General features: G+C 51.6%; 11 protein-coding genes. 5 read left to right on the forward strand and 6 right to left on the reverse strand.

The window, feature by feature from the left end; all coding sequences use genetic code 11:
- Positions 1 to 129 precede the first annotated feature (129 nt).
- On the forward strand, positions 130 to 501 hold the full coding sequence (locus AC5FXQ_RS11955) for a hypothetical protein (protein WP_493602657.1): 372 nt from the start codon (positions 130 to 132) through the stop codon (positions 499 to 501).
- A 76-nt stretch (positions 502 to 577) separates the two neighbouring features.
- Here AC5FXQ_RS11955 and AC5FXQ_RS11960 read toward each other — a convergent pair whose 3' ends face one another.
- A complete protein-coding gene (locus AC5FXQ_RS11960; RefSeq protein ID WP_493602658.1) occupies positions 578 to 2,008 on the reverse strand; it encodes a DEAD/DEAH box helicase in 1,431 nt (476 codons plus the stop codon).
- Between the two features lie 293 nt (positions 2,009 to 2,301).
- On the opposite strand from AC5FXQ_RS11960, the gene AC5FXQ_RS11965 reads away from it, so the two are divergent.
- Positions 2,302 to 2,880: a helix-turn-helix domain-containing protein gene (locus tag AC5FXQ_RS11965; RefSeq protein WP_493602659.1), complete on the forward strand. Its 579-nt coding sequence runs from the start codon at positions 2,302 to 2,304 to the stop codon at positions 2,878 to 2,880.
- A gap of 11 nt (positions 2,881 to 2,891) precedes the next feature.
- Complete coding sequence (locus AC5FXQ_RS11970; RefSeq protein ID WP_493602660.1) at positions 2,892 to 3,347, forward strand: DUF305 domain-containing protein; 456 nt, start codon at positions 2,892 to 2,894, stop codon at positions 3,345 to 3,347.
- Positions 3,348 to 3,446: 99 nt separating this feature from the next.
- On the opposite strand, the gene AC5FXQ_RS11975 is transcribed toward AC5FXQ_RS11970, so the two are convergent.
- Entirely contained in the window at positions 3,447 to 3,863 is a 417-nt protein-coding gene (locus tag AC5FXQ_RS11975) for a response regulator (RefSeq protein WP_040574064.1), read from the reverse strand.
- A gap of 2 nt (positions 3,864 to 3,865) precedes the next feature.
- Positions 3,866 to 7,213, reverse strand: a complete 3,348-nt coding sequence (locus AC5FXQ_RS11980; protein WP_493602661.1) for a PAS domain S-box protein — start codon at positions 7,211 to 7,213, stop codon at positions 3,866 to 3,868.
- 298 nt (positions 7,214 to 7,511) lie between these two features.
- Between AC5FXQ_RS11980 and AC5FXQ_RS11985 the strand changes: the two genes are divergently transcribed.
- Complete coding sequence (locus AC5FXQ_RS11985; RefSeq protein WP_493602662.1) at positions 7,512 to 9,746, forward strand: heavy metal translocating P-type ATPase; 2,235 nt, start codon at positions 7,512 to 7,514, stop codon at positions 9,744 to 9,746.
- A gap of 35 nt (positions 9,747 to 9,781) precedes the next feature.
- The gene (locus AC5FXQ_RS11990; RefSeq protein WP_007655716.1) at positions 9,782 to 9,991 is read left to right on the forward strand and encodes a heavy-metal-associated domain-containing protein; all 210 of its coding nucleotides are present in this window, start codon (positions 9,782 to 9,784) and stop codon (positions 9,989 to 9,991) included.
- A 73-nt stretch (positions 9,992 to 10,064) separates the two neighbouring features.
- Here AC5FXQ_RS11990 and AC5FXQ_RS11995 read toward each other — a convergent pair whose 3' ends face one another.
- The 3 genes from AC5FXQ_RS11995 to AC5FXQ_RS12005 all read right to left on the reverse strand — a co-directional run bounded on the left by AC5FXQ_RS11995 (position 10,065) and on the right by AC5FXQ_RS12005 (position 18,150).
- Entirely contained in the window at positions 10,065 to 10,457 is a 393-nt protein-coding gene (locus AC5FXQ_RS11995; protein WP_493602663.1) for a transmembrane 220 family protein, read from the reverse strand.
- A gap of 133 nt (positions 10,458 to 10,590) precedes the next feature.
- Positions 10,591 to 11,607, reverse strand: a complete 1,017-nt coding sequence (locus AC5FXQ_RS12000) for a PorP/SprF family type IX secretion system membrane protein (RefSeq protein WP_493602664.1) — start codon at positions 11,605 to 11,607, stop codon at positions 10,591 to 10,593.
- 6 nt (positions 11,608 to 11,613) lie between these two features.
- On the reverse strand, positions 11,614 to 18,150 hold the full coding sequence (locus tag AC5FXQ_RS12005; protein ID WP_493602665.1) for a T9SS type B sorting domain-containing protein: 6,537 nt from the start codon (positions 18,148 to 18,150) through the stop codon (positions 11,614 to 11,616).
- Between the last annotated feature and the right edge of the window lie 315 nt (positions 18,151 to 18,465).

Consider the following 18,465-nt stretch of genomic DNA (forward strand, 5'->3'; position numbering starts at 1 on the left):
TCAAAGATAACCGAAAGATGCGGTAGATATATAATAGTGTTTGGTTGATAAATTATGTTAAGTAAGTTGCGCTATACCTAACTGATCTCTTGGCGGAGCGTATACACAGGTAAACAAACGAATTGAATTATGGCAACGAGAGATGAAGATATACAGAACACGCCCAACAGCCCGAAGAATATAAACGACGAGCACCGCAAAGGACAGACGATGGGCAACAGGCCCGATCCGTCAGCGAAGCGCAACGTAGGGTATGGGGGAGCATTGGAGCGAGGCGACCAGAAAGACAGCCTTGAAAACCTGCATATACAAGGAAACGAAACGACTGGCTATGGGGCCAACAATCCTAATAGCACTGAGGAATTCGCACAGGGCCCCGGCTTTGAATATGAGGGCAGCGATACGGCCATGGACGATGACGTGAATGGCATCCGCAGTCGTCAGCAGCCTTTTGGGGAGGATGATACCGAGCCGAACGACAGCGACCAGAGTCGCATTTAAAGTATAGGCTATACCTGCATATAGCAAAAAGCCCCGCCTCTTTACGAAGAGGCGGGGCTTTATATGTTACAGAAGGCTAGTATTCCAGATTTCCGGATGGCCTGCTTTGACCGCCGCCTTTTTTATCCCGCCAGTTTCTGCGGTTGCCGCTAGCTGAGCGGCTATTGGTGCCTGTGCTTGCTGTAGCACGGCTGCTTCCTTCGCTTCTGCCTGATCGGCCGTTTGAACTTCCACCTGATCGGCCATTGCCGTTTCCAGTTGGCCTGTTACCACTTGCATCACGGTTGCCGCTGTTAGAAGCTGCTTTGTTACGGGGTTCTCTCCCGGCCGGGCCTTTCGGCTTCTTGGCATGTTCCAGGTTTACTGACAAGTGCTCTGGCAAACCGAAAGGATGGTCTGCATCCACTTTGATTTGCTTGTTGATCAGCTTCTGGATGTCACGCAGGTAGGCTCGCTCCTCTGTGTCGCAGAACGAAAGGGCAACGCCAGCGTTACCGGCACGGCCCGTACGGCCAATGCGGTGCACATAAGTCTCCGGCTCGTTCGGCAGTTCAAAGTTGATCACATGCGACAGTTCCTCTACGTCTATACCGCGGGCGGCAATGTCCGTCGCCACCAGCACACGTGTAGCGCCTGCCTTAAAGTTGCTCAAGGCACGCTGACGCGCATTCTGTGACTTGTTGCCATGGATGGCCTCCGCCTGGATATTGGCTTTGTTGAGGTCCTTGGCTACACGATCGGCGCCATGCTTGGTTCTGGTGAACACCAGCACACGGTCGATCTCAGACTCTGAAAGAAGGTGACGCAGCAGTTCGCGCTTGTCGTTTTTCTCTACAAAGTACACGGCTTGTCCCACTTTCTCAGCGGTAGACGAAACTGGCGTCACCTCCACTTTCACAGGATTAACCAGAATGGTATCGGCCAGTGCCTGGATAACAGGCGGCATGGTAGCTGAGAAGAACAGTGACTGGCGCTGCTTAGGCAGCATCGGGATGATGCGTTTGATGTCATGGATAAAGCCCATGTCCAGCATACGGTCCGCCTCGTCCAATACGAAGAACTCTACGTGCTTAAGCGAGATAAAACCCTGCCCGATCAGGTCGAGCAGACGGCCCGGCGTTGCGATGAGCACGTCTACGCCGCGCTTTATAGTTTGTACCTGCGCATGCTGCGAAACGCCACCGAAAATAACGGTATGGCGCACGCCAGTGTTTTTGCCGTAAGCGGCAAAGCTTTCGTTGATCTGTATGGCCAGCTCCCGTGTAGGAGTCAGGATAAGCGTTTTGATGGTGTTAGATGCTCTGTTTTTTTGGTTGTGCAGCATCTGTAGCACAGGTATGGCGAAAGCAGCTGTCTTGCCTGTGCCCGTCTGAGCGCAGCCAAGCAGGTCCCTGCCAGCCAAAAGGTGTGGAATAGCCTGTTCCTGTATTGGCGTAGGTTGCGTATAGCCCTCCGCCTGAAGTGCCTTCAGGATAGGATCTATTAAATTTAATTCGCTAAATGTCATGTATGATTGATTATTGCAAGCTACAAAGGTAAGTCTATTATTCCGGCTTGTGCTTATTTATTTGTAAACCACTATACTGCCACTCAGCAGGTATAGGAAGGTCGAATAAGGGTACAACAGGAAGTGTATCGTAATAATTCAAAGCAGGTATGCACAGGGCAGTTCTGTTTTGCAGAAGCCTGTAAATGCGGCAGAGCAAAATGTTTTCTTAGATTTGCGTAGGTGTAGGCAGGTATACCCGCGCATAAGAAATTGTTGTGCTATGGTGACCTGCTCTTAATTAAACAAAGGAAATGATACAGCCACACACGTTGCACATCCGCAATATGGTATGCCCCCGTTGCCTTAAGGTGGTGACACAGGAACTGGATAAGCTTGACTTAAACCCGGTAGCCATACAACTGGGCGAAGTAAAGCTGGAGCAGGAGCCTACAACAGAGCAACTGCAAAAGTTGCGGGAAGCCTTGCACGAGAATGGCTTCGAGTTGATAGAGGATAAGAAGGCCGAGCTTGTCGAAAAAATCAAAATTGCCATAATCGAATTGATTCGCTCGGGAGAGGTGGAAAATCTCAATGTTAACATATCAGACTACCTGGCACAGCAGCTTGGCCGGGACTATCACTACCTGAGCACACTCTTTTCGGCCGAAGAAGGGCTCACAATTGCACGCTATGTAGTGCTGCAAAAGGTAGAACGGGCCAAAGAACTGCTGGCCTACAACGAGTTGAGTCTGAGTCAGATCAGTTTTTTGTTGGGGTATAGCAGTGTGGCGCATCTGTCGGCGCAGTTTAAGCAGGTAACCGGGATGTCGCCATCAGAGTATAAGAAAGCCGCAGCTCCATTGCGGAAGCCGCTGGATAATGTAAACTGATTCAATTGCTTATGGAGAAGGGGAATTACGGAAAGTTTATGCTGATGCTTGGGCTTTCCTTCTTGGTGATGTATGCCGTCATGTTCAGCAATGTAGCCGAAATAGGTCACATTCACCTCAACCTCAACCTTAACCGGCTATACATGACCATCCTGATGGTGGCTCCTATGGCTTTGATCATGCTGGGGGTAATGCGCTCGATGTACAGAGACCAGAAGCTGAACGCTATCATCGCCGTCATGAGCATTGTGGCCATTGTTGGGTCATTTATTATGCTGCGCAACCAGTCCTATGTCGGTGACAAAGCGTTTATCCATTCCATGATCCCGCACCATTCTTCTGCTATACTGGTCAGTGAAGAGGCCAGAATCAATGATCCGGAATTGAAGAAGCTGGCAGAGGAGATCATCCGGTCACAGAAGAAAGAGATCGCAGAGATGGAGAAAATTCTGCAGCGGGTAGACTGAGTAAGCAGGAAGTACTGCAGCCAAAGTCGCCAAAAAGCAAGAGCGCATGCTGCGTCGGTACTGACTTGGCATGCGCTCTTGCTTTTTGAAGCAGGAAAATTACTCTACCCGCATCAAAAATTCTTCTTTGATGAACTCAAGGATCTCAGGAGAGAGGGGCTTTGAGAAAAACTCCTTTACTTCCTTGTGGCTGCGGGCACACTGTATGTCTTTGCGGTCCACAGCTGAAGAAAGCATAAATAAGCTACACTTCTGGGTAGCGTACTCCGGGAGTTTGCGATACTCCTCTATAAAATTCCAGCCGTCCATTCCGGGCATGTTGATATCCAGGAAGATCAGATCAGGGAATTTCTCTCCCGAAGGTTCCACAGAAGACTTCAGAAAATCAAGTGCTTCTTCAGCTCCTTGAAAGCTGAACACGTCTTCAGCAAAGTTCTCATTTCGGATGATGCTTTCACAAACAAAGTTGTTGACTTCATCATCATCAATCAAAACTACTCTTTTCAATATATTCATTACTACAGGGTGTGTCTAAAGTAAATGTTAAAAGTAGTGCCGACATTCACCTGACTATCTACTTCTACTTTGCCGCCTAGCAGCTCAGCCTGGGTTTTAACAAGATGCAATCCCAAACCACGTCCTTCTCCGTGAGAGTGAAATCGCTTGTATAAACCGAAGACTTTTTCTTTTTCCTTACTCAGATCGATACCAAGACCATTATCTGATACGCTGAGACAAATATAGTTAGGAATAGTGAAAGTTTTAAGCCGCAGATGCAAATTTCTATCAGGCGATCGGTATTTCAAAGCATTTGTGATGAGATTATGCATGATGCTATGCACATAGCTGCGAACGCCAATTACGATGGGTGCCTCTTCAAAGTCCCGCTCCAGCCTGATATGCTCTCCCAGCAGGTCAGTTGGGAGGCTATCATAGATCTTTTCATATACATCTTCAAACTTAACCTCTTCCCGCACATTGTTGAGTTCACTCCGGATCGTGAGGAGATCGTTCAGGTCCCGTATGGTGGTGTCGAGCAGCCTGGCGGACTTAAACAGGTTGTCAATCACCCGGGGGTTCATAGGTGAGTCGGGCATGTGCTTGTTGTATATGGTGGTAAGGCCCAGAATGTTCGCGATGGGGGCTCTGAGGTTATGCGATACAATGTAAGCGAACTGCTGCAGGTTCTGATTTTGTTTCAGCAGCTGGTCAGTCAACTCATCCCGTTTTTGTTGGGCCTCTTTGTAGGATGTCATGTCAGAGGCGGAACCGTCGAGACGGTAGACGCGTCCGTTTTCATCCTTTCTGGGTGAAATGCGCAGCATCAGCCATTTACACTGCTTGGCTTTTGTTGTGAAGCGTACTTCGTAATGCTGGCGCTCGCCCTTTTTGAGCTCAGGCAGAATATGCTGCTCTGTGTAAACTCTGTCCTCTGGGTGTATTCTGTTGCACCACAGATCCGCCTGTGCTGTAAACTCTTCTTCTGTATAACCTGTCAGTTCGCGGCACTGCGGACTGACATAGAGCATATGCAGGGACGTGTCAGCTGAGAATATCATTTCCGGAATGTTTTCCAGAGTAGATTGCAGCAAGTCTCTCGCTTTCAGGGCTTCTTGTTCGGCCTTCTTACGGTCTGTGATATCCTGTATTGAACCATGAAACCGGACAAGCCTTCCCTGTGTATCATTTTCCGGTTCACCTATTTCATATACCATGCGCTGACTGCCGTCGGGCCGTACAATGGTATGTTCTACAGATAAAATCTGGCCGTTGTCCGCGGCTTCCTGATAGATGGCCAGAAGCTGTGCTCGTTCCTCCTCTGGCACAAAGTGCATGATGTTGATACGTGAGGGCGCAAAGGACATTTTACTCACACCGAATATGTCATACACGCTGTCAGACCAGGTTAGCTGGTCACGCTCCATGTCAAGCTCCCAGTTGCCCAGCCTGGCTAGTTGCTGGGCCCGGGCCAGCTGCTCCTCGTTGCGTCTGATCGTCTCCAGTGCCATTTTGCGCTCCGAAATATTGAGCACACTCAGGGCAACGGCCAGCACGCGGTTATCCGGACCAAGTACAGGGCGAAGCGCTATTTCATGCCAGAATTCGCCATGGCCATCTTCATACTGGATTGTTTCACCTTTTATGGCACGTGCATGCTGTTCCCGAAACTGTTTTCCTTTTTCTTCGCCAAGCAGATCCAGGAAATTCATTCCTGTTTTTAGCTCTGTCATGAGCATGTTATGCACGTCTTTCTTCGCCACAGCATTGCACATCATCACGCGCATTGATTTATCGAGCAGGTAGATCGCCTGTGGTGAGCTGTCGAGCAGTGCCCTCAGGTTTGCCTCACTGGCCATCAGTTTTTCCTGTGCTATGACCTGGTCTGTAATATCGATCATGGTCCCGTTCCAGATCACATGACCAGCCTCTTTCCAGGTAGGCAGGCCATGGGTCTGCACCCATTTCCATTGGCCGCCCTGCGGCTGCCTGATCCGGAAGATCACCACCAGGGGAGACAGGCTGCGATAAGAATCCGTGATGGCATTCAGAACATGGGGCACATCATCAGGCTCAATGTTTCGGTATAGCGCCGTAATGTTACCATACACTTCTTCAGGGCTTATATGGAAAAGATCACGGATGCCGTCACTGACAAAAGTAAAGGCGTAATGGGACAGGCTCTTCATCTCCAGCTGAAAAACAGCACCCGGTATGCTGGAGCTAATCTCACGCAGCTGTTTTTCGCTTACCTGCAGTTTTTCGATCATCTTTAGTCGCTCATCCACGTTCATAGCGACAACCAGGCGAGGCATAGTCTCCCCAATGCGTGGCAGTGCATGAGAAATTACCTCGACCTCTAACTCACTGCCATCGCTGCGTTTATGGCGCACTCTGCTTTGCTGCGACTCCAGCTTGTCTAACTGGTCCAGCCTGAACTTGAGAAGCGGCACGTCATGCTGCGGCCTTATATCGAATATACTCAGCGCCAGGAACTCGTCTCTGCTGTAACCATACTCACGCAGGGTGGCCTCGTTTACGTCCAGAAACTGCATACTGAGCCGATTATACACCCACATAGGGATAGGATTCATGTCGAAAAGCATCTTATACTTCAGCTGGCTCTCGGATAGCGCTTCCTGCAGTTCTTGTCGTTTCTGCATTTCAGCGTTGAGCAATTTGTTGTCAGAGCGGAGCCGCTGAATGACGTTGCGGAGCAGGAGAGCGGCGGCAAGGCTTATGAGTATGATGATGGCAAGTATGAGCCGGTGGCTTTGTACAAAGGATGAGATAGACTGTGATGCCTGCTGGCTACTCTCGCGGGTAGCAAGGCGTATACTTTCACTTAAATCTTTGAGATAGTTTTGATGATGTTGGTATTCAGGGGTGATCACCAGACGGTTATAGGTGAGGGCCTCTTCTGTGTTACTACTGCGGCTGAGTTGAAGTAAGTGCTCGATCAGAGTATCGTGCGCAGCTGCCTCCTTTTCGAAATTGAGGAGAATCTGTAGGCGCTGCTCATCCTGCATCATGGCCTTCAACTGCGTGATGATGTTTGCACTGTGTGCCTGGGTCGCCTGAATAACCTGCTCGTATTTTGCCTTCTCGGCTGGGCTGGTTGTAGTCAGGTGCAGTAGTACTGCCTGGTGTACGGCATCATCATTGGTCTGCAGGTCATCGATGAGTTCAAGCTCCTGAAGCGCCAGTACAACGTAAGCATCATGGCTGAGCTGAACCTGGCGGGCCTGAAAAAAGGTGTTGGAGATGAGGACGAGCAGAGTGATCAGTAAGCCCGCGAATACAAACAGCACAAGATAGGTCGTGCGCGATGCTGCATGCAGATGCGTGGGCTGGTTTGTTTTCAACATTGGTCAGGTACAGGTGCTTGCTAAATTGCGGAGCACAACAAGTATTTGGGTCGCGGATTTTGCACCGATTGTTATCAGTGTTTGTCCCCGAACTTAAACAATTGCAACTCTAAAAACAAAAACACAGCCTCCAATTAGTTCCATTTAGCTGATTACTAGTCAAATATGCTAAGATCCAGGTATAAAGCAACAGCTCGTTCTGTCAAAAATCTATAAACCTTTTGAAAGATAGTGTAACACACAGGGGGTGAAAGGGGCGTACCTTTGTATTGATTGGAAGCTAAACCATCGAGACAAAATGGAAACAATAGCAAAAACAGCCTATAAAAAAGATACCTTTCCGGTTGAGGGAATGACCTGCGCCTCCTGTGCTTCAAGTATAGAGAGCATGCTGCGTACAGTAGACGGTGTGCAGGAGGCCAACGTGAACTTCGCCGGCAAGACGGTGCAGGTAGCCTATGCGCCGGAGCAGGTAAAACCGGATCAGCTGCGCGACACCTTACAAGAGATCGGCTTTGAGCTGCTGATTGACCAGCATACCGAGGAGGAACTGGAGGAGCGCCAGGAGAAGGCACTTGGTGTTCTCAGAACCAAAACCATTGCGGCAGGCATACTGGCTTTCCCGGTTTTTGTGCTGGGTATGTTCTTCCACAATGCCTTCAGCTGGGGCAACTGGGCCATGCTGGCCTTCACCACCCCGATACTGCTGTGGGCCGGTCGTCACTTCTTCGTGAACGCCTGGGGGCAGGCCAGGCACCTGCGTGCCAACATGGACACACTCGTAGCGCTGAGCACAGGTATAGCTTTTGCTTTCAGCTTGTTCAACACCGTATACCCCGAGTTCTTCCTGAGCCGCGGACTGGAGCCGCACGTGTACTACGAAGCCGTAGCGGTGATCATAGCCTTTATCCTGATGGGTAAGTACCTGGAGGAAGGCGCCAAGAGCCGAAGCTCCGAGGCCATTAAGAAACTGATGGGCCTGCAACCCAAAACGGTGCGCGTGGTTCGTGATGGGGTGGAAGCTGAGATTCGCATAGAAGATGTACGCATTGGCGACCATGTGCTGCTGTTGCCGGGCGACCGGGTGCCGGTGGATGGCGAAGTGCTGTCAGGCGGCTCGTATGTGGACGAGAGCATGCTGAGCGGCGAGCCTTTGCCGGTGCAGAAACAAGTGGGAGACATGCTTTTTGCCGGTACGATTAACCAGAAAGGCAGTCTGCAGCTTGTTGCCCGCAAAACCGGTGGTGAGACGATGCTGGCTCACATCATCAAAATGGTGCAGGAGGCGCAGGGCAGCAAGGCGCCGGTGCAGAAGCTGGTGGATAAGATAGCTGGTATTTTCGTGCCTGTAGTGCTGCTGATTGCAGTATTGACATTTGTAACCTGGGTAGTGTTGGGAGGTGAAGCTTATCTGTCACAGGCGCTGGTGTCGATGATCTCGGTGCTGGTGATCGCCTGCCCCTGTGCGCTCGGCCTGGCAACGCCTACCGCCATTATGGTGGGAGTGGGCAAGGGCGCTGAGAATGGCATTCTGATCAAAGACGCGCAGAGCCTGGAGCATGCCTACAAGGCCAATGCCATCCTGCTTGACAAAACCGGAACGATCACCTTAGGCAAACCCTCTGTAACCGATGTAGTATGGGCCAGAGGCGTAGAAGGACAGGGGCGACTGGAACAGCTTTTCTTCTCGGTCGAAGCCAAGTCGGAACATCCCATTGCGCAGGCCATCTATACCTATTACAAAGAGCAGGGGATGCAAGCCCTAGAGCCGGAGTACTTCAACAGCGTAACCGGTATGGGGGTAGAAGCGGCTTTTGGAGGTGATAAGTTTTTCGCCGGTAACGAGAAGCTACTGCGCCAGGAAGGTATAAGCATTGAGAGCCAACTGACAGATGCCGCCCGGGAGTTGCAGGAGAATGCAAAAACTGCCATATACTTTGCCGATGGGCAGAAGGCCCTGGGTGTGTTTGCGGTGAGCGATCCGATAAAACCCGCCGCTGCCGAAGGTATAGCACGTATGAAAGAGGCCGGCCTGGAGGTATACATGCTAACCGGTGACAATGCACAAACCGCTGCGGCCGTATCCCGACAGGTAGGTATCACGCACTTTGAGGCTGAACTACTTCCAGGCGACAAAGCTGATTTTGTGAAGAAACTGCAGGAGCAGGGCAAAGTAGTAGCGATGGTAGGAGACGGTATAAACGATGCGCAGGCCCTTGCGACAGCCGATGTTAGCATTGCGATGGGGCACGGTACCGATGTGGCTATGGACGTGGCCGGCATCACGCTGATGCGCTCTGACCTGGTGCAGGTGGCGGCGGCCGTTAACCTGTCGCGGGCGACGGTGCGCACAATCCGCCAGAACCTGTTCTGGGCCTTTATTTACAATGTGATCTGTATACCTGTGGCTGCCGGTCTATTATTCCCGTTCACAGGTTTCCTGCTCAACCCGATGCTGGCCGGTGCTGCCATGGCTCTCAGCTCTGTTTCGGTGGTAAGCAACAGTTTGCGCCTGCGCGGCAAAAAATTATAAAAGTATTTTTAATCAGTTAATAAATTATGTTAAATATGAAGACCTATAAGTTTAAAACGACCATTAACTGCGGAAGCTGCGTGAGAGCCGTAACGCCTCACTTGAATAAACTGGAAGGAGTACAGGACTGGAAAGTGGATACTGATAATCCGGACAAGATCCTGGAAGTGAACACCGACAGCCTGGATGCACAGGATATCAAAAGCACTGTGGAAAAGGCAGGATTTAAAGCAGAGCAGGTATAGCCTGTGATAAGCAGAGTGCTTTGCCTGCTAAAATAGACAGAGCTGTTTTATAATGAATGGGCAAGTTGAATTATCAATTTGCCCATTTTCTTTGTCTATAGACGGGTTTCCTGGGGTGAAGACGAGCCTTGCTTCTGTTCAGAAGGGCAAATGTCAGCATAGAGGCACTCGTCAGGGCCAAGCCTAAGAACTCACGCGCTTCTTCAATATTTTTGATATCTCCTCCACCAATCGCTAGCCCTTCCCATTTCTCAGGCCAGAAGAATATGGCACCTATCGCATAGGCAGCAAAGGCACTCAAAAGCACAACCTGGCTGATTCTGTTGAAAGAAACCAGGAAACTGAAAATTGCTGCCAATAGATAAATCGCAATCCAGATAACAGCATCCGGGTCATTGTATTGCAGCGCTGCGAAAACAATGAAAACAACACCCAGGAGAATCGAGAGGATTTGTTTGAAGACCATAATTGATGGAGATGGTTATCTAGCTATACTGTAATAAACTATAAAAGTTTCATGTTTTTATTGTGCTTTTAAAAGCAAACGAGCAGCCTGGGGCTGCTCGTCATAAATTCTGTAAACTCTATGGCTCAAAAGCCTACCAGGCCCATTGTGGGCAGATTATTTTAGCTGAATTGCGCAGTTTTAAACCTAATACTACTTCGTGGCTGCCTGAGTTGGTACTGCCCAGCGGCGATACACTGGCATCGTAAGCGTAGCTCAGGTCCATCAGGTAGCTGATGTTTATACCTGCCATCACAGTCACTGACTCGTTGTGACGATAGGAGGCCGCTGCCCAGATGCGATCACTGTACAATGCCTTGAGGGTTGCGTCTACTGATACCGGACTTGGTTGTGCCATTTTCACCATCACCGAAGGTATAAGCGCCAGGTCAGGCGACACATCCAGGCGGTAACCACCCGTCAGGAAGTAGTGTTTCTGTAGTCGTCCGCTGTTGTCGGTAGCAGTACCGGTCGTCAGGTGCTCCCGCTTGCTGGGCACGAGCTGCGCACCGGCTATACCTATATAATAATTGTAGGAGTACAACCATAAGCCCATGTTCAGGTCAAATTTCATCTCATTGATCCGGCCGTCGTTGATGGCTCTGTCATTCGGGTTGATGACACGCACTGCCGTAGGGTCCAGGCTGTACTGGATCAGGCCCGGAGACACGCCGGCAGCTATACGCATGGTGCGGGAAAGCGGCTGGTGATATGCGTAGCTCACATTGAAGCTGCTGCGCTTGAGCGGACCCGTTGCGGTCGTCATAGCCATGGCACCCAGACCGTGGTGCGGCCTGATGCGCCGGTAAGAAGTCGGTTTCTTGGTAGTGGCCTCTTTGGCAGGAGAGCTATTACGCTGCGCCGCTGTAACGGGGGCTACTTCTTTCATAATCGGGGCATGGAAGGTGGCGTAGTACGACACCGGAGCTCCCTCCAGTCCGGACCATTGCTGCCTGGTGCCGATTTTCACGTCGGCATAATCCTCTATACCAGCTATAGCCGGGTTGAGCAGGTAATTGTTGAGGGTGTACTGGCTGTACTGCGGCTTTTGCTGCGCCATGGCCTGTGTAGCCAGCAAAAGCACAAATCCTAAAGCTAAAAGTTTGTTCATAGACGGTTATTTAACAATTGTCACACTTCCTGAAAGCGGTTTTTCCTGGTTGTCAAGCTGAATGAGGTAATAATAAGTGGCGATAGGCAGTTCTTTGCCGTTCTGGCGTCCGTCCCACGGCAGTTTATAGCCCTGTGAGCTGAATACCACATTGCCCCACTGGTTGAACACCTGTACTTTGCAGTTCGGGTACTGCTCAATGTTGAGAATCTCCCACACATCGTTCACACCGTCGTGGTTTGGAGTAAAGGTGTTCGGCACGTGCACCAGCTGCTGCACCGTAATGGTCACCTCGTCAGTAGACACACAGCCTGCTTCGTTGGTCACGGTCACGGTATAGGTCGTGGTTTTCTCCGGTTTGGCGTATGGATTGGCGATATTCGGGTTGTTCAAGCCTTCAGCAGGAGACCAGCTATAGGTCGCGCCGCCACTAGCCTGCAGCTGCACGGTTCTGCCCAGCATCAGGGTTTGGTCCATACCTGCGTTGGCACTTGGGCCAGGCACTGTTACAGTCACCGGACGACGCTCGCTGGCGCACGACAAAGCCACTTCCTGTACATAATAGGTGGTAGTGCCTGTCAGTATCGGTGTGGTGAAGCTGCTGCCGACATGAATCGGGTTGCCACCTTTTGCCTGGCTAAACCACTCCAGTCTGCCGCCCTTGCCTGTGGCTGTCAGCGTAGTTTTGGTGCTGTGGCAAATTGTTTGGCCGCTGGCTAACGGCATGTCCGGTAGTGGCGTCACGGTTACTTTTATTGCTTCGCTCACCAGTCTTTCGCATGACTCAGAGGTAATTACTCTTCTGAACCAGGTAGACTGGGTAAGTGCAGCCGACTGGAAGTCTTTGCCATTGTTTATACCTGCAGCCGTTGTATAGCCATTGTCCGGGCCGCTGGTGCTGCTCTCCCAGCTATAGTTATAGTTGCCGCTACCACCTGTAGGCAATGTGCCCACCAGCGGAGAGGGAGCAGTGCCATAGCAAATGGTCTGGCTGGTGCTGATGCGGTTGTTGGCCATAGGCGGACGCACGCTGATGAACACAGCCGCGCTGGTGTCTGGCGTTGGGCCAGATAATACCACACGACGGAACCAGGTAGACTGGGTAAGTGCCGCTGGGCTGTAATCCTTGCCTGTACTTTGACCAGTAGCCGTCATAAAGCCTGATTTAGCCCCCTTCGTGCTGGCCAGCCACAGGTATAGGAAGTCACCATCGCCACCTACAGGTACAGAGCCCTGGAGGGTAGCCGGTTTGTTGCCCGCACAGATCACCTGATCGCTGTAGATGTTGTTGTTAGTCACCCCTTTGTGCACTTCGATCAGCACCGGATCAGAAGTAGTTTCGCAACCGCCCGAGATCACACGGCGACGGAACCAGGTCGATTCGTGCAGTGCCTCTGGGGTGTAGTGACGGCCGTTATTTATACCAGTCGCTGGTTTATAGCCTCCCTGCTGGGTATGGCTGCTCTCCCACAGATAGGTATAGGTGCCTGCTCCAGCACCGCCGCTTGGGTTAGTGCCCGAAAGCGGAGCCGGCGTCTGGCCACGGAAGATGCTTTGGTTCAGGCCAATTGTATTGTTGCTGATGACTGGCGAGACTGTAATCGTCACTACATTTGACACATGCTGGCACGGACCGGATTCCACTACACGGCGGAAAGAAGTTGTGGTGGTCAGAATGCCTACGGTTAGGTCGGCCGATGCGCTGCTGTTCACCTTGCGGAACACGCCGTCGTTGCCCGCTGCTTCCCAGTAGAAGGTATAGCTTCCGGTGCCGCCGCCAGGCTGTGAGCCAGTCAGTTTAGCCGGAGCAGTGCCTGTACAGATCACCTGGTCCGCAGAGATCGTATTATTCGCAATCACAGCGTTCACCAGAATACGTACCTCTGCTGAAGTATTAAAACACTCACCAGCCACTACTTTGCGGCGGAACCAGGTTGTCTCAGACAACTGACCCGGCTGGTAGTTCATACCAGTGTTATGGCCTGCAGCTGGAGCAAATTCAGTGCCCTCGGTGCGGCTTTCCCACAGGTATACCGGCTGCTCGTTGCCACCAGTTGGACGGGTGCCTTTCAATTCGCCTGGCGTATCGCCCGCGCACACGGCATGGGATTGTGTCGTGATGGTGTTGTTGGTAATCACTGGCTGTACCACGATCTCCAGCACTGGGCTTACGGATTGCTGGCAAGGAGCTGAGTACACCACTCTTCTGTACCACATGCGCTCAGTCAGTGGGGCAGGAGCCTGATAATCTGGTTGGTTGTTGGTGCCTGCTGCGGCGGTAAAGTGCTGGCCGTCGCGGCTGCTTTCCCATAGGTAGGTATAGCTGCCATTGCCACCGGCTGGGGCTGCACCTTTTAGCAGCTGCAGCACATCGCCTGCGCAGATGTTGCTCTTCTCTGCCATAATTGTGTTGTTGCTGATCGCTGGCAGTACGTCCACTTTCACGGCTGTGCTGGTATGCGCCTCACATGGACCAGACAATACCACTCTTCTGAACCAGGTCGTTTTCTCCAGCGCCTCTGGCTGATACGTAGCGTCAGTGGTACCTGCTACCGGGCTGAAGCCTGTTTCTGAGCCCTGCTGGCTACTTTCCCATTGGTAGGTATAGCTGCCGTTTCCACCTGTAGGTGTCGTACCAATTAGTACATTCGGTCGCTGACCGGCACAGATTGGTGTAGATGGAGCTGTCAGGCTGTTGCTGTCGATGCGTTTGTTGACGGTCACCGTCACAGGAAGGCGCTCACTGCTGCCGCAACCGTTCACATTCACCGCCTCGACAAAGAAAGTCGTAGTTTGCTGCAGCACCTCCGTCTCAAAGCTGTAGCCTTCGAATAAGTATTCCTGTGCTGATGCATTGGCATACCAGCGGAAGGTATTGGTGGTATGGCTGTTCACAGTCAGGGTGGCTTTACTGCCTTCGCAAATTGTAACAGGAGCTACCTGTGGCGCTGCCGGTAAACCCACCACGGTTACCTCCACCACATCGGAGTTGCTGATACACTCTCCGGATACCACTTCGCGGATATACCAGGTAGTTTGAGCCAGTGCAGTCGGGCTGGTGTAGTGCTGGCCAGTGTTGTTGCCAGGAGCTGGGCTGAAAGTAGTATTCGGGCCTGAGGTGCTGTATAGCCAGCGGTAGGTATAGCTACCGTTTCCGCCCGTAGGCTGTGCACCCGTGAGTGTAGCAGCGGTAGTGCCTTCGCAGATAACCGGTTGTCCGGCAATCTGGATGGTGTTCTGCACGATGGCTGGCTGCACCAGTATCTGAATCTCGTTGCTGACATTCTCGCCACAAGGACCACCTGCTACCACACGGCGGTACCACATGGTTTTGTCTTTTATCTGCGGGGTATAGTTCAGACCTGTGTTAGTGCCGAGTGCCGGCTCAAAGCTGCCGTTCTCGCTGCGCATCTCCCAGCGATACGTCTTTTGAGCAGAGCCGCCCTGCGGCATGCTGCCGATGATAACAGATGGCGTGCTGCCGCTGCAGATGGTGCCCTGCTGCACCGATACAAAGTTCATCGTGATCGGCTTCACCACCGTCACTTTCACGGCTTCACTCACATGTACCTGGCAAGTGCCCGATGTTACTTTGCGGCGGAACCAGGTGGTTTCGTTCAGCACACCTGGGCTATAATGCTGCTCCCGGTTATTGCTGGTTGCTGCTTTAAAGCTGCCGCTGGTGCCCGTGGTGCTGTATTCCCAGGTATAGGTATAGCTGCCTGTGCCGCCAGCCGGTTCGCTGCCCTGCAAAGTAGGGGGCTCTGCGCCTTCGCAGATTGGAGCAATAGCTGTAATGGTGTTTTGATCAATAACAGGTGTAACGGTAACAGCAACCGGTGCAGAGGTATGAGAGCAACCGGCTGACAATACCGTTCTTCTGAACCAGGTGGTGCGGTTAAGCTTGCCTGGTTGGAAAGTGGCAGCAGTAGCACCGGCTATGATTTCAAAACCTGCATCTGCGTCTGTTACACTGGCCTCCCATTGATAGGTGTAGCTACCGTTGCCACCGGTCGGGGCGGTGCCAGTGAGTAGAGCAGGGGACTGACCTGCGCAGATCACCGCCACTTCGTTTAATGTGTTGCGGTCGAGCGCTGGCAGAATGGTAACGGTTACGGCTACCACAGGGCTGTAGCAACCGTTTGTAACACCGCGCACATAATAAGTGCTGATGCCTTCCGGCAGGTTGTGAGCCGTGAAGCTTCTGCCTGTCTCCAAAGCTTGAGTAGCCGCTGCGTCGGCATACCATTCATAAGCGCCAGCATTTCCTTCAGCTATTATGGTGGCGCTGCTGCCTGCACCGCAGAGGGTAACAGGAGCAACCACAGGGGCCGGTGTGGCAGGGTATACCTCTACTTTGAGTGGCGTACGCACACTCGAGCAGCCGCCTTCTACTGTGGTTTGGGCGTAAAATGTTGTAGTCTGATCAAGTGCAGAAGTATGGAAACTGTTGCCTTCGTGCAGCAGATTACCACCGGTCGGCTGGTCGTACCACTGCACGCTGCCTTCGACCTGTAGCACCTGTAACACGGCGGTGCTGCCTGGGCAAAGTGTCGCCACCGGCTGCACGGTTGGGGCAGACGGCAGGTCATTCACTGTAACGGTGATAGTTTCGGAAACTTCACACACACCAGCGCGATAGGTATACGTTAAGGTATAGGTGCCAACAGCAGCCGGATTAAACTGACCATCAGCGGAAACAAACTCAGATCCGCTCCAGGTGCCGCCTTCGTGCGAGGACTGCAACTGCATGATCCCGCTGTTCAAACAAACTACTTCCTTTGGAGCGCTCAGCTCGAGCTCAGGTATAGCATCGATCGTGACTTGCTGCGTCGCTGCTTCAGAGTCACCGCATTCGTTGGTGGCAATTACTTTCACTTCGTAAGTGCCCGGCTCAGTGAAACGCATGGTCGGATGGGCGGAGCCTGCGTGGGTGCCACCTTCAAAGGCTATATTGCCAGGTCCGCTTACTTCCCAGCGGTAGGCGCTAATGGTGCCGGATTGCGCATCAAACTGTGGTCTGTGGGCAGCATTGGTTTCAGAGAAGGCAATAGTTTGCGGACCGCAATAAGTTTGGGCCTCCGGTAAAGCGGCCAGCGGCTTGTGGATAACGACAATATTTGTCTCCTGCGTGCTTACGGAAGAGCAGAAGCTACTGGCAAGCAAGGATACAGTGTACTTGCCAGACTTGTCGAAGCTGAACACTGGATTTTCGGAGTTGGCATCAGTGCCCTCGGCAAAGCTCCAGCCTTCTTTGGCAGAGACAGTCCAGGTATACTTCAGATCGGCGCCAGTGGACTGGTTATGTGCTCTGAAAATAGAAGGAGTGCATACGCCTCCATCCGGCGTCAGGTCGAAGGCAGCCTTGGGAACATCGTTCACCACGATCATCTGCTCCATCACGGTCGGCAAACAGGTGGAGTTCGGGTCAAGCGGATAGGCAGTCAGGCGGACCATGTACTCGCCCAGTTCGTTGAAGACCACATTCGGGGATAGTGTTGTGCTGTTTCCGGAAGAGAATTTCCAGCCTGTTGCCGGGAAGATCTCCCACTTCACACGGTAGCGGTCGGTTCTGGCGGAGGCATCGTAACCGTTCCTGGTCTTATCTTGAAAGCGGACAGGCTCGTTCAAACACACATTACCAATGGAAAAATCAGCGATAGGGCCTTTGGAAATACGAATACCGGTAAAGGTGGCGATTGATTTATTACACTGATTGATAGCAGTACCTGTCAGTGTGAAGCCGTTTGGCTTGTCCTTGGATGACTCCAGGAACTCATGACGCAAAACGCGGTCGGCGGGCAACTCGTTGTGCTTGAACACATAAGGTGCAGTGCCGTCATCGAACTGGAAGGTATAGACGGTGTGCGGTGAGTTGCCTTCAACACCTGTGATCCTGAAACCATAGGATACAGGGGCGCAGTCGATGTTGTTGCCATCGCTGGTGATACCCAAGCCTGGATTGCTACCAATGAAAAGCTTTTCGGTAAAGGTGCCCTGGCAGCCGCTGGCATCAGTGGCTGTTACGGTAATGGTGTACAGGCCGGGAGCAGTGTAGGTATGGCTGGTTCGCTCAAAGTCAGCGCCAAGGGTACTGCTCTTGCCATCGCCCCAACTGATGGTATAGCCCGTGTTAGATGCGGCCGTGGTAGCGGCATTCTCTACCTCCAGCTTAAATGAGTTGGCGCTGCCAGTATAGCTGCAATAGGTAAAGTCGTATAGCGGGTCTTTGATAGTAGCGTCCGGCCGATCACTGATCTGTACAGGTGCCGAAGTGGCCGTACAGCCACCTTCAGTGGTGGTTGTGACGGTGTAAGTGTCTGCTGTTGTGATGGTAATGCTTTGTGTGGTAGCGCCATTCGACCATTTGTAACTGGCTGCCTGTGTGGCAGTAAGGGTCGTTTCGCCTTCAGCACATAGTGAGGGAGAGCCCGAAATAGTTATAATAGGAGTGCAACTTTGTGCTACGGTTTTTGTACCAAAACACAGCACATAAAGCAGGGTGAGCACAACAAACGCGAGGCTCTTTTGTACCGGTTGCATAAAGGGTTCAGTATAAGTTTGCTATAGATAAATGCTTTTTTATGAAAATGGCTATGGCCGGAAAATTCAATTCAGCTGAGCAATGGGTATTGAGAGAAAAAGAGAAGTGTTAGCAACTCTTACCTATGTCACTCAACTAGTTAATGAGGTGTCAGAATAATGCATTCTGAGCCCATTAAATATTTATCACCTTAGGCTGAACATTTTCACGGTCTGTCCGTATTGTGCAAAATGTTTTTTGAAGGTACTTGGTTCAAATAATTGTAAATTTTTTATGAATCAAGATTTAAGACAGATCCACGTAAATAGCATTCT

The sequence above is a fragment of the Pontibacter sp. LHS1 genome, assembly GCF_058932855.1.

Coding starts and splice junctions, on each gene's coding strand:
- AC5FXQ_RS11955 (WP_493602657.1), top strand. CDS start 130: ATGGCAACGAGAGATGAAGATATACAGAACACGCCCAACAGCCCGAAG.
- AC5FXQ_RS11960 (WP_493602658.1), bottom strand. CDS start 2,008: ATGACATTTAGCGAATTAAATTTAATAGATCCTATCCTGAAGGCACTT.
- AC5FXQ_RS11965 (WP_493602659.1), top strand. CDS start 2,302: ATGATACAGCCACACACGTTGCACATCCGCAATATGGTATGCCCCCGT.
- AC5FXQ_RS11970 (WP_493602660.1), top strand. CDS start 2,892: ATGGAGAAGGGGAATTACGGAAAGTTTATGCTGATGCTTGGGCTTTCC.
- AC5FXQ_RS11975 (WP_040574064.1), bottom strand. CDS start 3,863: ATGAATATATTGAAAAGAGTAGTTTTGATTGATGATGATGAAGTCAAC.
- AC5FXQ_RS11980 (WP_493602661.1), bottom strand. CDS start 7,213: ATGTTGAAAACAAACCAGCCCACGCATCTGCATGCAGCATCGCGCACG.
- AC5FXQ_RS11985 (WP_493602662.1), top strand. CDS start 7,512: ATGGAAACAATAGCAAAAACAGCCTATAAAAAAGATACCTTTCCGGTT.
- AC5FXQ_RS11990 (WP_007655716.1), top strand. CDS start 9,782: ATGAAGACCTATAAGTTTAAAACGACCATTAACTGCGGAAGCTGCGTG.
- AC5FXQ_RS11995 (WP_493602663.1), bottom strand. CDS start 10,457: ATGGTCTTCAAACAAATCCTCTCGATTCTCCTGGGTGTTGTTTTCATT.
- AC5FXQ_RS12000 (WP_493602664.1), bottom strand. CDS start 11,607: ATGAACAAACTTTTAGCTTTAGGATTTGTGCTTTTGCTGGCTACACAG.
- AC5FXQ_RS12005 (WP_493602665.1), bottom strand. CDS start 18,150: ATGCAACCGGTACAAAAGAGCCTCGCGTTTGTTGTGCTCACCCTGCTT.